This window comes from Rhodococcus sp. NPDC054953, assembly GCF_053609225.1.
On the sequence record NZ_JBSGXD010000033.1, the window covers coordinates 24,426 to 37,932 of the forward strand.

The following is a 13,507-nucleotide window of genomic DNA, read 5'->3' on the forward strand; positions in this document are numbered from 1 at the left end:
GCGCCCCGCGCCCGTGCGTGATTTTTACCCCGATCGGGGTAAAAATCACGCACAGTCGGCGGAGCCGACCGGTCAGGACCAGGCGGCGAGGACGGTGCGGACGGCGGTGACGACGGCCAGCGGCTGGTCGAAGACCGGGTGGTGTCCGGCCGCGGGCAGCTCCACCACCAGCGCGTCCGGACCGAACATCGGCCGCATCCGGTCGAGCAGCTCCGCGCTGATGATGCCGTTCTCGGAGCGGAAGAAGGCGACCCGGCACCCTGCGGTGGTCCCGTCCAGGCTGCTGCGGCTGCCCCTGCCGATGCGGGTGCCGTCGAACTTCCAGCTCCAGCCGCCGTCGGTGGCGGCGAGCGAGGCCCGCGCGATGTGGTCGAAGACGTACGGCTCCGCGGTGTCCTGCGGCGGCACCAACCGGAACCGGGCGACGGCGTCGTCGATGATCGGGTAGACCTTCGCCTTCGAGGACAGCCGCTGGTTGCGCAGCTCCTGCTCCTCGGGTGTGAGGTCGCGGATCGGCGAGTCGAGGATGACGATCCCGTCCAGTCGGTCGCCGTGCCGGGTCGACGCGTGGTACGCCACGATCCCGCCCATGCTGTGCCCGACCAGGGTGGGACGACCGGCGATCCCGCCCGCGGCGGCGACCGCCAGCACCTCCTCCGCCCACTGGTCGAGGCCGTAGCCCTGCGCCCGGTGGTCGCTGTCGCCGTGCCCGGACAGGTCCAGCGCGACGACGCGGCGGTCGACCGCGAGCTGCGGGGCGACGTGGTCCCACCAACGCGAATGCGCCATGCCGCCGTGCACGAGCACGACCCCCGGCCGACCGGATTCTCCCCAGGCGCGGTAGGCGATGGACGCGCCATCGACCGTGACGTGGCCGGTCTCGACCGGCGCGGCGAGGGCGTCGACGAACCATTTCGGTGCCGACCCGTTCACACTGCTCATCAATCGACGTTAACGCGCTCCGGTCGGGCCACGGCAGCGAGGGTCATCTGCCCGAGCCAGGCCGGGACGTTCCTGGTGATCGCGGTCGGCCCCGAGATGGTGACCGCCTCCGCCGCCAGCGCCTGCTCCCAGGACCGGTCACCCCGCCAGATCTCGACGAGGGTCCGCAGCCCGGTGCGGACGGTGGCGCTCACGACGAATCCGGGGTCCTGGTCGCAGACGTCGGCCTCCCCCTCGGCAACGCAGAGCCACCAGTGACGGTCCGGCCCGGCCGCGTCGAACTCGAACGCGACGACGGTGCGCCCGGCGGGCCACGCGCCGACCGGCACCGTCCGGCGCATGTCCCACATCAACAGCCGGGGATCGAGGTCGTCGTCGGCGATCGCACCGATCCAGCGCACCCCCCAGGCACCGAGCGCCTCGACGACCGCTCCGAGTTCCTCCCCGCACGCGGTGAGGGTGTACCGGCTGCGTCCCGCGTCGACGGTGCGCCGCACCACCCCCGCCCGTTCGAGGGTGCGCAACCGCTTGGACAGCAGCGCGGGCGACATCTTCGGGTTCCCCCGCCGCAGCTCGTTGAATCGGGTGCTGCCCGACAACAACTCGCGCACCACGAGCAGGGTCCAACGTTCGTCGAGGAGTTCCATCGCCTTCGCCACCGGGCAGAACTGTCCGTACTCCGACACGCCGGGCACCTCCTCCGACGGTGCATCGTCCGGTCCCCTGTCCCCGACCAGTACACGCCGACCAGCGCCGGGACGCCAGGGGTACAGATCTGGAACTGGATCACCGGCCGGTGACGGGGGGACGCTAAGACCGAGCACAGCCCGTCCGCACGACACCGGGAGCAGCCATGAACACCCCGTCCGTCACCCCCGATCTCGCCGCCAAGCACCGCGCCATCTGGGCGCTCGGCGACTACCCGTCGGTCGCCGCCGACGTGATCCCCGCGCTGGGCCCCGTGCTGGTCGACGCGTGCCGGATCGGTGCGGGCGACCGCGTCCTCGACGTCGCGGCGGGCTCCGGCAACGCGTCAATCCCGGCCGCCCGCGCCGGCGCGTCGGTCGTCGCGTCGGACCTGACCCCGGAACTGCTCGCGAGCGGGCGCGCGCAGGCCGAGGCGCTGGGGCTCACCCTGCAGTGGCGGCAGGCGAACGCCGAGGATTTGCCGTTCCCGGACGCCGACTTCGACGCGGTCCTCTCCTGCGTCGGCGTGATGTTCGCACCGCACCACCAGGCGAGCGCCGACGAGCTCGTCCGGGTCCTGCGGCCCGGCGGCACCCTCGGGCTGATCAACTGGACCCCGGAGGGCTTCATCGGCCGGATGTTCGCGACGATGAAGCCGTACGCCCCGCCGCCGCCCGCCGGCGCGCCGCCGCCGCCGCTGTGGGGGGACGAGAACCACGTCCGCGACCTGCTCGGCGACCGCGTCACCGGTGTGGTCGCCCGCCGCGAACCGCTCACCGTCGACTGCTTCGACGGCCCCGAGCAGTTCCGCGACTACTTCAAGGCCTGCTACGGACCGACGATCGCGGTGTACCGGGCGATCGCCGACGACCCCGACCGGGTGCGCGCACTCGACCGGGACCTCACCGACCTCGCCGCCGCCCACGACCGCGGCGGCGGGACGATGGAGTGGGAGTATCTCCTGCTGACCGCCGTCCGAACCTAGAAGGTCAGGTCAGCGGGGTGACCCAGCCGTGCAGCGCGTCGCCGCGCAGCGCGGCGGCATGCTTCTTGCGCAGCGCCTCGGTGACCGGCCCGAGTGTCCCGGTGCCGACGACCCGGCCGTCGACCTCGACGACGGGGGCGACCCCGGCGGAGGTGCCGGTGACGAACACCTCGTCGGCGATGTACAGCTCGGTCAGGTCGACGGTGCGTTCGACGACCGGGACGCCGTCCTCGGCGGCGAGCGTGAGCAGGGTGCGCCGGTTGATGCCGTCGAGGATGTCGCAGGACACGTCGGGGGTGATCAGGGTGCCGCCGCGGACCAGGAAGAGGTTCGCGGCGCTGGCCTCGCAGACGTGGCCGTTGCCGTCGAGGAAGACCGCGTCGTCGTAGCCGGCGTCGATGGCGTCCTGCTTCGCGAGGACGGAGTTCACGTACGCGCCGTTGACCTTGGCGCGGGACGGGATCGCCGCGTCGGGGATGCGGCGCCACTGGCTGGTCTTGAGCCGCATGCCGTCCTGCGGGACGATCGGGATCGCGTCGTAGACGAACATGCTGACGGTGGTGTGGCAGCCGCGGACCCGGGTGCCGGGGATGGACTCGTCGACGTGCACGGTCGCGCGGACGAACACGTCCCCGGTCGGCGCGTTCCGCTCGACGAGGTCGCGGGCCGCGGCGACGAACCGGTCGAGGTTCCAGTCGGCGGCGAAGCCGTCCATCCCGATGATCTTGCAGGACTCCACCATTCGCCGATAGTGGTCGGCGAGGCGGAACGCGGTGCGCCGGTCGCCGTCGACGTGGACGGGGAAGACGGTGTAGACGCTCAGCCCGTAGAGGATCGCGGAGGTCGCGACGCCGAGCGACGCCTCCGCGGCGTCGACGATCCGGTCACCGAAGTACACGTGGGGATGGGGAATGGCCATGCCGGGCAATGCTAGCCACCCCGCGCACCCGGTGCACCACGATTTCGGTGCCCCCGCCCGGGTCGCCGCCGCGCCTCCGCTGGCCGACGCGGCGTGGACGGCACACTGACCGGATGCTGCATCTGCGGATCATGACGCCGTTCGATCTGACGGACGACGCCCTCCGGATTCTCGAGGACGAGCCGGGGGTCAGCGGTCTGGCCGTGGTGCGGGCCGCTGCGGTGCGTCCGGTCGGGGACATCGTGTACGCGGACCTAGCCCGGGAGGTCGCCAACGACGTGGTCGAGCGGCTGCGGGCGACCGGCCTGCACCACCGCGGCAGCATCGAACTTGAGCCGGTGCACACCTGGCTGTCCAGGGACGGCCTCGACGCGGAGCTCCGCAGCCCCGGCAGCAGCGCCGACACGGTGGTGTGGGCGGAGGTCGCGCAGCGCTCCTACGAGGACGTCGAACTGAACTGGACGTATCTGAGCTTCATGACGATGGCGACGCTGCTCGCCGGCATCGCGATCATCACCGACTCCCAGATCCTGGTGATCGGCGCGATGGTCCTCGGCCCGGAGTTCGGTGCCATCGCCGCACTCGGCGTCGCCCTGGTCAAACGCCGGTACGTGCTGTTCGGCACCGCCGTGCGAACCCTGGTCGTCGGGTTCGCGGTCGCGATCGCGGCCACCGCCGCCGCGGCGCTGGCCGGTCGGCTGCTGGGCTGGGTGACGATCGACGACGTCACCGGCCCGCGCCCGGAGACCGCGTTCATCTACCACCCCGACAAGTGGTCGTTCATCGTCGCGGTGATCGCGGCCGCGGCCGGGGTGCTGTCGCTGACGTCGTCGAAGCTCGGTGGCCTGTCCGGGGTGTTCATCTCGGTGACGACGGTGCCGGCGGCGGGCAACGTCGGCCTCGGTCTCGCGTTCGGTGCGGGCCACGAGATCTGGGGCAGCACATTGCAACTGGTGGTGAACCTGGCGGGGATGGCGCTCGCCGGGTGGGCGACCCTGGCGATCCAGCAGGCGGTGTGGTCGAGGGTGTCGGTGCGCCGCGCGCGGGCCCTGGACCGCCGGCGCCGGATGCTGTGACGCGCCTTACCGGTGGCGCCGCACCATCTCCTCGCCGACCGCACGCAACGACGTCCGCAACGATGCGGGTGCGAGCACCTCGACGCCGCCACCGAGCGAGGTCAGCTGATGCACCGCAACGTCTTCCGCTTCGAGTCGCAGGTCGACGTCCACCCAGCCGTCGGCGTCGGCGGGTCCGGGGGTGACGCGGGCGGCCTCCACCCCGACCGCCGCGGGCAGGGACCGCCACGCGACGGGTGAGAGCCGCACCCGGCACGGGTAGCGCAGCAACGACCTGTCGAACGCGGCCACCGACCCCGACCACCACGCGGCCAGGTCGAAACCGTCGGGACGGTCGGCCGGATCGTCGAGAACCGTTGCGCCGGTGATGCGGGAGACCCGATGGGACAGCACCCGGCCGCGATGGGCGGCAACCAGGTACCAGACGGCGGCCTTCGCGACGAGGCCGAGCGGGTCGAGGGTGCGCGTGGTCTCCGCGTCCCCCTTCCGGTAGCCGACCCGCAACCGGCGCCCGCCGAGGACGGCCCGCGCGACCGTCGCGAGGTGCGGGGCGGGCGGTCCGGTGGCGAACCAGCCGGGCGCGTCGACGTGCAGCCGGGACCGCCACAGTTGCGCCCCGGTGCGCAAGGGCAGCGGCATCGCGCCGAGCAGTTTCGCCTCCGCGGACGCGGTCTGCTCACCCACCCCGAGGTCCGCCGCGAGCCCGGGGATCCCGAGCAGCATCAGCGCGGACGTCTCCGCTTCGGTCATGCCGCTGAGCCGGGACTGCCAGCCGTCGAGCAGCCGGATCCCGCCGCCGGGCCCGCTCTCGGTGTAGAGCGGCACCCCCGCGGACTGCAGCGCGGCGACGTCCCGGTACACCGTCCTGACCGAGACCTCGAGTTGCTCGGCCAGACAGTCCGCGGTCGCCCCCCGACGTCCCCTGCAGGCGCAACATCAGGTCGAGCAGCCGACTGGATCGCACGACCCGATGTCTACGAAAAATCCCTGACAGGAGATGTCAGGGATTGCGGCACACAATGGCAGGCATGACGACCTGGCAGCAGTTCTCCGACGAGGCACCCGACCTGGCGGACGCCGTCCGCGCCCGCCTCACCGCACACAAGCACCACGTCCTCGCAAGCCTGCGGGCCGACGGCTCGCCGCGGGTCAGCGGAACCGAGGTCGAGATCTTCGAGGGGTTGCTCGTGCTCGGCTCGATGCCGAACGCCCGCAAGATCCGGGACCTGCGTCGCGATCCCCGCTACGCGCTGCACTCGAACCCCGGTCACCACACGATGGAGGGCGGGGACGCGAAGATCTCCGGCCGGGCCCGCGAACTCACCGGTGACGAGAAGCGGGCGATCCTGGAGAGCTATCCGGAGAACCCGGGAGACGACGCGCACATCGTCGAACTCGACATCGACGAGGTGGTGCTGACCACCGTGTCGGACGACCAGCTGCACGTGGACCTGTGGCGTCCGGGCGCCGGCGTCACCCGCACCAGCCGGCGACCGTGAGTTGGTTGTTTTCGGGGTGGTGACGGCGGAAACAACCCGAAAACGACCAACTCGCGGAGGTCACCAGGTGAGGTTCTCCTGGCAGTGCGCGCCGTCGGCACCCGACTCGACCTGGACGGTGGCGTGACCGAGGCCGTGCCCGTCGAGCACCACCTTGGCCGCCGCCAGCACCACCCCGGTGTCGCCGTCGGTGGTCAGGTGCACGGTCGCGACGTCCATGCCGGTGGTCAGCGTCCACACGTGCAGGTCGTGCACGCCGGTCACCCCGGGCAGCGCGCCGAGGTCGGCGCGCACCGCGTCGACATCCACGTTCTCGGGGGACGCCTGGGTGAGGATCCGCAGTGACGCCGCGGCGAGGGTGACCGCCCGCGGCACCACCCACAGCGAGATCAGCACGCCGACGACGATGTCCGCGTAGGTCCAGTTGAACGCCAGCACCAGCGCGCCCGCGATCAGGACGCCGACCGAGCCGACCGCGTCGGCGAGGACCTCGAGGTAGGCGCCGCGGACGGCGAGCGAATCCTTCGCGTCGCCGCGCAGCATCCACATGACCACCAGGTTCGCGGCCAGGCCAGCGGCGGCGGTGAGCATCAGCGGCAGGCCGGGGATCTCGGGGGCATCACCGATCCGGCCGATGGCCTCGTACATCACCCACGCGGCGACGGCGAGCAGCAGCACCGCGTTGGCCATCGCGGTGAGCACCTCGGCGCGATGCCAGCCGAAGGTGCGGGCCGCGGCGGCGGACCCCTGGCGGGCCAGCAGCAACGCGACCAGGCCCATGCACATCCCGACGACGTCGGTGAGCATGTGGCCCGCGTCGGCGAGCAGCGCGAGCGAGCCGATGGCCAGCCCGACCACGACCTCGAGCACCAGGAACCCGACGAGGATCCCGACCGCGAGGACCATTCGCCGGATGCGGGTGGCGGAGGGGCCGACCGCTCCCGGCTCGACCCCACCGTGACCGTGTGCATGCCCGTGCCCGACACCCATGGCCCATCTCCTCACTCGCGACTACCGGCAACCGCCGCCATCATATGCACACATTCGCATATATCGAAACCTCGGGTTGCGTCGGAGCCGATCAGCAGCCGCCGACAGTCCGCACACCGACACGGTGACGCCGACGCCCGAGAGCAGGGCAGGCAGCGAGGTGAGTGGGGTGACCGCCTACTCGGGCGGATAGCCGGGGTTCGGCACCGTCGGCGGCAGCGTCGCGATCGCCGAGATCCGGCTCAGCCCCGCCACCTGCAGCAGGTCCACGATCAGGGACCGGATCTGCGCGAACACCACGGTCGCCGAGATGCCCGCGTTCTCCACCAGTTCGGCCTTCGCGCCGACCGCGACGGTCCGCAGCACCCGCGCCGCCTCCGCCCGGTCCGGCTGCTGCCCCGGGTCGGCGAGCACCACCCGCCGCAGCACGTCCACCGCGTGCGAGAGCTTCTCCACCTCGTCCACCAGCCGGGGGTCGAGGATCTCGTCGTCCCGGACCAGCGACAGCGACCGCCGGGCCAGGACACGGATGTTGCGCATCGCGTTGTCGATCGGGTCGGCAGCCGCGGCCAGCCGGTCGAAGCGGGAGCGCGAGTTCCAGTACAGCGGGGAGAGTCTGCTGATCTCCCGCCCGCCGCTCAGGCTCGACCGCAGCCCCTCGATCGCGGCCTGGGAGGTGCGCGCCTTCCGCAGCGCGGACTCGATCGGCTTCGGGTCGTTCGCGACGAGCCCGTCCGCCACCAGCTGCAGCACCTCGGCCGCGGTCCCGAGGATGTCGGCGGCGCTCGTGCGAGCCCGCAACACCGGGTGCACGGGCACCAGGGTGACGACGAGGAAGCCGACGACACCACCGATCAGGGCGTCGATCATCCGGTCGGCGCCGCCGCCCTGCTGCGGGGGGATCAGGGTCGCGACCAGGACCGCGGACGTCCCGGCCTGCATCGAGATGATCGGGCCGCCGTCGAGGAGGATCGCCGTCGACATCGCGAGCGCGACCACCAGGGTGATCTGCCATGGTCCGGTGCCGATGATCGAGATCAGCGTGTCCCCGACCCCGATCCCGACGGTGACACCGACGATCAGTTCGACGGACCTGCGCACCCGCGCCCCGAGGGACAGGCCGAGCGACACGACCGCCGCGATCGGCGCGAAGAACGGGTTGTGGTGGTGGAACACGTCGTTGGCGACGAACCAGGCGATCCCCGCCGCCAACGCGCACTGCAGCACCGGGAATGCGGACACCCGCACCCGGTGCACCGACGCCCGTGCCCGCGCACGCGCGCGGTCACGGGTGTAGGGGCGGAAGCTATTCGACGCCAAGTGCCTCGGCGGCCCGCGGGTCGCAGTCCTCAAGCAGGTCCAGGCAGCGCGCGTGCTCGTCGGACTCGCCGATGGCCTTGGCGGCCAGCGCGAGCGAGGCGACGCAGCGCAGGAACCCGCGGTTCGGTTCGTGGCTGTACGGGACCGGCCCGAAGCCCTTCCAGCCGTTGCGTCGCAGCTGGTCGAGTCCGCGGTGGTAGCCGGTGCGCGCGTAGGCGTAGGCGGTGATGGTCTCGCCGTCGGCCAGCGCGGCCTCCGCCAGGTACGCCCACGCGATCGACGCGGTCGGGTGGTCGGCGGCCACCTGCTTGGGGTCGGCCTTGTTCAGAAGCTCCGACTCGGCGTCGTCGTCACCGGGGAGCAGGGTGGGCTGGGGTCCGAGCAGGTCACCGAAAGAGGTCATGACGACCATTGTGCGCGCACCGGATCGCGGCCGACGCCCCGACACCCCCGCGCGCGACACCCGGGTCGGGCCGCGGACGCCGTAGTCTGCTGACCGGGACCCGTGGTCCCCGAGGACCGACCCGAGCGCAAGGAGACGGACAGTGCCGGACCGGAGCGAACCGGAGTCGACGCCCGCGTCGGGCACACATTCGACGCCCGCGTCGGATGCACCGACGACCGCGATCCCGCAGGCGGTGCCGCCGCCGCGCCCGGCACCCCCCGCTGCGCCTCCTTCCACGTCACCGCCGCCGTCCGAGGCGCCGACGACGGTGATCCCGCACGCCACCCGCGCCGCCCCGACCCGCGTCGGTGCAGGCGCACCGCAGCCGGGCGCGGCCCCCGGGTCGTTGCCCGCGGCGGCTCCGGTTCGGGTCCCCGACGCTCCGCCCGCGCCGTCCGGGAAACGCCGGTGGCCGCTGGTCGTCGGCGCGGTGGTGGGGCTCGCCGCCGTCGCCGCCGGGGGGTACGTCCTCGTCGACCGGTTGACCGGCGACCGCACCGAGGACGAGGTGCGGACGGCGATCACCGGGTTCGTCGACGCCATCGACCGCGGCGACCTCGCGGCACTGCGGGCGGGCAGCTGCGGCGACCTCGCCGCGTACTACGCGGGGATCGGTGACGGCGACTTCGCCGGCGTGTACCAGGCCGCGAACTCGGACCGCGCGGTCCCGGTCCTCGACAGCGTCGACGCCATCTCCGTCACCGACGGGACGGCCCTCGCGCAGGTCACCGTCCACACCGCGAACGATCCGGCGTCGACGTCGGTGCGCTCGTTTGCCCTCGAACAGCAGGACGGGGTGTGGAAGGTCTGCAGCTGACCTGCGTGCAGTCACCAACCCCGCGGGGATGACCGCCACGGGTCGCCCCAGCGCGCGGCGGTGCGATCGCGGAGGTGTTTCGCCGGGAGCACTGGGGTTGTGGGCCGTGGCTGCGGCACCTCCCTGCTGGGTACATGGAGGTTGACATCGCCCCGGCCTGACCTGACCGGCAGCGCCATATCTCGCTAATCCGGACGATGCCGTCCGCCCTGGCGGCGGACCGATCAGGGCGGATCACCGACCTCGAAACGAGGCGCCGTCACGCCTGCTTGCGGGCTCCTTTCCGGCCGTTGACGGTCACCCCGTTGACACCGGGCACCGTGGTGCGGCGCCCGTTGCCGGGGAACAGTCGCGCGCTGATCGCTCCCGCCCGCCTGCCCCCGACGGGGGCCGCCCAGGGCGAGGTGTAGCGGTGCGGTTAACCGTCCGATGCCGTTAACGCGCTCCTATGACACGGGCTGGTCTGTGACTGAGCGGAGAGCCTCGACCAGGGTGTCGCCGGCCCGGCACGCCATCAACGCTTCCCGTAGGCCGGGCCCGTCGCGGTTGCGGGTTGCGGCCTCCACCAGACGTGGACAGTCCGGGAAAGGCAACCCCTACGAGATCGGCATGCAGGACGGGCGAACAGGACACTCGGAGACAGCGGTTGCGCTGGCCGCGATCGAGCCCCACCCCTCCCCTGACCGTCCTGTCGGAGGATCGTCAAACAGGACAGCCGATCAGATCGCAATTCGGTGCGGACCAGCAGAGTGGGCGACGTATTGTCGATGCCGACAGAATGGCATGACGGCACGGTTCTTCCGAGGGAGATCGTGCCAGCGGTCCGGGGCAAGGCCCACCGCCTCGTAGTCGGATGTCGGACCGATCTCCTACTGTCCGATTGCATGGCGCGCTTTCTCGAACTCCTCGACCGACTCGATGACGACCCGAGGGTTCGAGGCAGCCAGTTCGAACACCTCTGTAAGTGGTTCCTGGAAAACGACCCGACCTACAGGGCCACGCTGCGGCGGGTGTGGTTGTGGGACGAGTGGCCAGACCGATGGGGCGCGGATGCCGGTATCGACCTGGTGGCCGAGGACCACCAGGGACAACTGTGGGCTGTCCAGTCCAAGGTCTACGCTGCCGATCGCGCAGTCACGAAGGCCGACGTCAACACGTTCCTCGCGGAATCGTCACGGAGTGTCTTCTCGTTCCGACTGCTGATCGCGACCACCGACAAACTGCACCAGATCGCTCGTCGAACGATCGATGACCAGGAGAAGCAGGTCGCCTTCGTCGGGTTGGCGGATCTGCTCACCTCCGAGGTGGACTGGCCGACTGCCCCGAATCGCCTTCGCCCGTCACCACCCCCGAAGCCAGCGAAACCGCGTCCGCACCAGAGGAAGGCGATCCGGGACGTCGTCGAGGGCTTCGCGGCGGCTGAGCGGGGACAGCTCGTTATGGCCTGCGGAACGGGCAAGACCCTCACCTCGCTGTTCATCCGGCAGCAGTTGAATGCGCAGCGGACGCTGGTCCTGCTGCCGTCGTTGTCGCTGCTCAAGCAGTCGATGCAGGAATGGCGGGCCAACACTACGATTCCGTTCGAGGCTCTCCCAGTGTGCTCCGACGACACCGTCGCCCAGAACGCTGACGAGGCGGTCACACACACGAGCGAGCTGGGCGTTCCGGTCACCACCGATCCCGCCGAGATCGCTGCATTCCTGCGTCGGCGGTCCGGTCCGCGCGTGGTCTTCTCGACCTACCAGTCATCTCCGCAGATCGCCGCCGCGTTCGCCCTCGGGCGGGTCCCCGCGTTCGACCTCGTGCTCGCCGATGAAGCGCATCGGGTCGCCGGTCGCGAGTCCTCCGTGTTCGCAACCGTTATCGACGCTGACGCTATTCCTGCGCGCCGCCGCCTGTTCATGACCGCAACTCCGCGCTACTACACCGGGCGCGTTCGGAAGGCGGCGCAGGACGCCGACATGGAAGTTGCATCGATGGACGACCCGACGAAGTTCGGTCACGTATTCCATCGCCTGAGTTTCGGCGAAGCGATCCGTCGTGAGCTGCTCACCGACTACCAGGTCGCGATCGTCGGCGTGGACGATGCAACGTACCGGGATTGGGCACGACAGGGCACCCTAGTGCGCCGCGACGGTGAGGTCACCGACGCTCGTACCCTGGCGAGCCAGATCGGTCTGGCCAAGGCAATGAGGAAGTACGACCTGCACCGGGTCATCAGCTTTCACTCCCGTGTCGCCCGTGCCCGCGAGTTCGCCGCCGAGCTGCCCCGCGTGGTCGAGTGGATGCCGGCCCGTCAGCGCCCGAACGGCACCGTGTGGACCGGGCACGCCTCCGGGACGATGACCGCGGGTGAACGCCATGTCCTGCTCCAGCGGTTGCGTCACCTCGACGCCGGTGAGCGCGGCCTGCTGGCCAACGCCCGGTGTCTCTCCGAAGGTGTCGATGTGCCGGCCCTCGACGGTGTGGCATTCATCGACCCCAGGCGCAGCGAGGTCGACATCGTCCAGGCGGTCGGGCGGGCGATCCGTAAGTCACAGGACAAGACCGTCGGAACAATCGTCATCCCCGTATTCATCGACACTGACACCGATCCCGAGGCCGCGTTGGACTCTTCGGTGTTCAAGCCGGTCTGGGACGTCATCCAGGCGCTCCGCGCTCACGACACCGAACTCGGCGAGCAACTCGATGCCCTACGCCGAGAGTTGAGCCGTCACGGTGGCCGCCCTCGACTGCCGGACAGAATCCACATCGACTTGCCGGCAACGGTCGGCGTTGCCTTCGCCCGAGCGTTCGACGTACACCTGGTCGAGCAGACCTCGCAGCGGTGGGAGTCTTGGTACGGGCTCCTCGAGCGGTACGTTGCCGAGAACGGGACCGCACGGGTTCCATCCGATTGTGTCGTCGATGGGTACCGGCTCGGGCAGTGGGCGGGCTCGCAACGGGTCCTGTACGCGAAGCAGGGAATCACAGACGAACGTCGAGCCAGGCTGGAGAGGCTTCCTGGCTGGTCGTGGAACATGGTGTCCGACAGGTGGGATATCGGGATCGGACTGATGAAGCAGTTCGTCATAGAACATGGCCATGCCAACGTGCCCTACCCATATACTGTCGGCGAGTACAACCTCCGAAACTGGGTGGCGATCCAACGTTCGGAATATCGACAGAAGCGGTTGACCGACGAACGCATCCGTGAACTCGAGGCACTGTCTGGTTGGTCGTGGGATCTGCTCGACGATGTCTGGCAGCAGAACTATGACGCACTCAGGCAGTTTGTCGAGCGGGTCGGGCACGCCCGCGTTCCAGCGGGTCACTCCGAAAGTGGGCTCAACCTAGGGTCGTGGGTGGGGGTACAGCGCGGGAACCGGGAGAAGATGTCCCCGGCGCGGCGCGCGGCTCTGGAGAACCTGCGTGGTTGGTCCTGGGACCCATACCGCGACCTCTGGGAGAGCAACTTCGCGGCACTGGTGGAGTTCGCCGAGAGAGAGAGAGAGAGAGAGAGGGGCATACCCGTGTCCCAAGCTCATACCGTGTGGAAGGCCGCCTGCTGGGGCGATGGATCACCTTCCAGCGCAAGTCACACGACAAGCTCACCGTCGAGCAATGGGAACGACTGGACGGCCTTCCTGGGTGGAGCTGGGACGCCCGAAAGGATTCGTGGGACCGCAAATTCTCACTGCTGCAACAATTTCAGCAAAGGGAAGGGCACGGGCTGGTCCCGCAAGGGCACATTGAACCGACCCGGGTTTGATGCCGCTCCCTTCCTTGAGAAGGATGCAGATCATGCCCAAGCGTTACCCCACCGAACAGCGTGAGCGAGCCGTGAA

11 protein-coding genes and 2 pseudogenes are annotated in these 13,507 nt (G+C 70.3%); 6 read left to right on the forward strand and 7 right to left on the reverse strand.

What is annotated here, in order from left to right:
- Positions 1–72: 72 nt before the first annotated feature.
- On the reverse strand, positions 73–942 hold the full coding sequence (locus ACWF62_RS18740) for an alpha/beta fold hydrolase (protein ID WP_452630942.1): 870 nt from the start codon (positions 940–942) through the stop codon (positions 73–75).
- Positions 942–1,628, reverse strand: a complete 687-nt coding sequence (locus ACWF62_RS18745) for a winged helix-turn-helix transcriptional regulator (protein WP_452630943.1) — start codon at positions 1,626–1,628, stop codon at positions 942–944. Before ACWF62_RS18745 ends, ACWF62_RS18740 begins: the two co-directional genes overlap by 1 nt.
- Positions 1,629–1,795: 167 nt before the next feature.
- On the opposite strand from ACWF62_RS18745, the gene ACWF62_RS18750 reads away from it, so the two are divergent.
- Positions 1,796–2,614 (forward strand): class I SAM-dependent methyltransferase, encoded by an 819-nt coding sequence (locus ACWF62_RS18750; protein WP_452630944.1) that lies wholly within the window; start codon positions 1,796–1,798, stop codon positions 2,612–2,614.
- 4 nt (positions 2,615–2,618) lie between these two features.
- Here ACWF62_RS18750 and ACWF62_RS18755 read toward each other — a convergent pair whose 3' ends face one another.
- Positions 2,619–3,533, reverse strand: a complete 915-nt coding sequence (locus ACWF62_RS18755) for an aminotransferase class IV (RefSeq protein WP_378508909.1) — start codon at positions 3,531–3,533, stop codon at positions 2,619–2,621.
- Positions 3,534–3,646: 113 nt separating this feature from the next.
- Between ACWF62_RS18755 and ACWF62_RS18760 the strand changes: the two genes are divergently transcribed.
- Entirely contained in the window at positions 3,647–4,609 is a 963-nt protein-coding gene (locus tag ACWF62_RS18760) for a DUF389 domain-containing protein (RefSeq protein ID WP_378508910.1), read from the forward strand.
- Between the two features lie 6 nt (positions 4,610–4,615).
- On the opposite strand, the pseudogene ACWF62_RS18765 reads toward ACWF62_RS18760, so the two are convergent.
- Positions 4,616–5,573, reverse strand: a pseudogene (locus ACWF62_RS18765) (helix-turn-helix transcriptional regulator).
- A 64-nt stretch (positions 5,574–5,637) separates the two neighbouring features.
- Between ACWF62_RS18765 and ACWF62_RS18770 the strand changes: the two are divergent.
- Positions 5,638–6,108: a pyridoxamine 5'-phosphate oxidase family protein gene (locus tag ACWF62_RS18770; protein ID WP_378508911.1), complete on the forward strand. Its 471-nt coding sequence runs from the start codon at positions 5,638–5,640 to the stop codon at positions 6,106–6,108.
- Positions 6,109–6,168: 60 nt separating this feature from the next.
- On the opposite strand, the gene ACWF62_RS18775 is transcribed toward ACWF62_RS18770, so the two are convergent.
- The 3 genes from ACWF62_RS18775 to ACWF62_RS18785 all read right to left on the reverse strand — a co-directional run bounded on the left by ACWF62_RS18775 (position 6,169) and on the right by ACWF62_RS18785 (position 8,821).
- Positions 6,169–7,098: a cation diffusion facilitator family transporter gene (locus ACWF62_RS18775; RefSeq protein WP_452630945.1), complete on the reverse strand. Its 930-nt coding sequence runs from the start codon at positions 7,096–7,098 to the stop codon at positions 6,169–6,171.
- Between the two features lie 177 nt (positions 7,099–7,275).
- Complete coding sequence (locus ACWF62_RS18780) at positions 7,276–8,340, reverse strand: FUSC family protein (protein WP_378508983.1); 1,065 nt, start codon at positions 8,338–8,340, stop codon at positions 7,276–7,278.
- A 64-nt stretch (positions 8,341–8,404) separates the two neighbouring features.
- On the reverse strand, positions 8,405–8,821 hold the full coding sequence (locus ACWF62_RS18785; RefSeq protein ID WP_378508913.1) for a DUF3151 domain-containing protein: 417 nt from the start codon (positions 8,819–8,821) through the stop codon (positions 8,405–8,407).
- Between the two features lie 142 nt (positions 8,822–8,963).
- Between ACWF62_RS18785 and ACWF62_RS18790 the strand changes: the two genes are divergently transcribed.
- The 3 genes and pseudogenes from ACWF62_RS18790 to ACWF62_RS18800 all read left to right on the forward strand — a co-directional run bounded on the left by ACWF62_RS18790 (position 8,964) and on the right by ACWF62_RS18800 (position 13,431).
- The gene (locus tag ACWF62_RS18790) at positions 8,964–9,680 is read left to right on the forward strand and encodes an Rv0361 family membrane protein (RefSeq protein WP_452630947.1); all 717 of its coding nucleotides are present in this window, start codon (positions 8,964–8,966) and stop codon (positions 9,678–9,680) included.
- Between the two features lie 884 nt (positions 9,681–10,564).
- Positions 10,565–13,030: pseudogene (locus ACWF62_RS18795) on the forward strand (Helicase associated domain protein); the annotation flags it as partial.
- A gap of 182 nt (positions 13,031–13,212) precedes the next feature.
- Complete coding sequence (locus tag ACWF62_RS18800) at positions 13,213–13,431, forward strand: hypothetical protein (RefSeq protein WP_452630948.1); 219 nt, start codon at positions 13,213–13,215, stop codon at positions 13,429–13,431.
- The last annotated feature ends 76 nt before the right edge of the window (positions 13,432–13,507 follow it).